1 protein-coding gene is annotated in these 783 nt (G+C 77.8%); it reads right to left on the reverse strand.

The genetic code is table 11. The features are described 5' to 3' along the window. Window positions 1-783, reverse strand: a 783-nt coding sequence (locus tag E0D90_RS25885) for an ATP-binding cassette domain-containing protein (protein ID WP_130800330.1), incomplete at both ends; no start/stop codon positions are given.

Here is a 783-nt window from a genome sequence, read left to right on the forward strand (position 1 = left end):
GTGGTGGGCCGGGCGGGCGTGGTGGGCCGGACCGTCACCGGGCACGCCGTCCGCCTCGCCGAGCCGCAGCATCCGGCGGAACGGCCCGTCCGCTCCGGCCAGCTCCGCGTGGGAGCCGCGCTGGACCACCCGCCCGGCGTCCAGCACGAGCACCTCGTCCACCGCCTCCAGTCCGGCGAGCCGGTGGGTGATCAGCAGCGTGGTCCGGCCCTCGGTGGCGGCGAGCAGGTCGGCGGTGAGGGCGTCGGCGGTGGGTGCGTCGAGGTGCTCGGCCGGCTCGTCGAGGATCAGGACCGGGAAGTCGGCCAGCAGCGCCCGGGCCAGCGCCAGGCGCTGGCGCTGGCCGCCGGAGAGGCGGGCCCCGTCCTCGCCGACGGCGGTGTCCAGCCCTTCGGGCAGCGAGTCGGCCCACTCCAGGAGCCGCGCACGGCCGAGCGCGGACCGCAGCAGGTCGTCGTCGGCCTCCGGCGCGGCCAGCCGGAGGTTCTCCCGCAGGCTGCTGTCGAAGACATGCGCGTCCTGGGCGCACAGTCCCACGAGGCGGCGGACGGCGTCACCGTCCAGCGTGGTGGCGTCGGTGCCGCCGAGCGTGTAGCTCCCGGCCTCGGGGTCGAGCAGGCGCAGCAGGGTCAGCGCCAGCGTGGTCTTGCCGGCGCCGGAGGGCCCGACGACCGCGATCCGGCGCCCGGCGGTCAGCTCCAGGTCGACGTGGTGGAGCGCGGGCCGGTCGGCGTCCGGATGGCGGGCGGTGAGGCCGGCCAGCCGCAGCGGGAACGGGGAGGG

The sequence above is a fragment of the Streptomyces otsuchiensis genome, assembly GCF_004305975.1.
GTDB lineage: Bacteria > Actinomycetota > Actinomycetes > Streptomycetales > Streptomycetaceae > Streptomyces > Streptomyces otsuchiensis.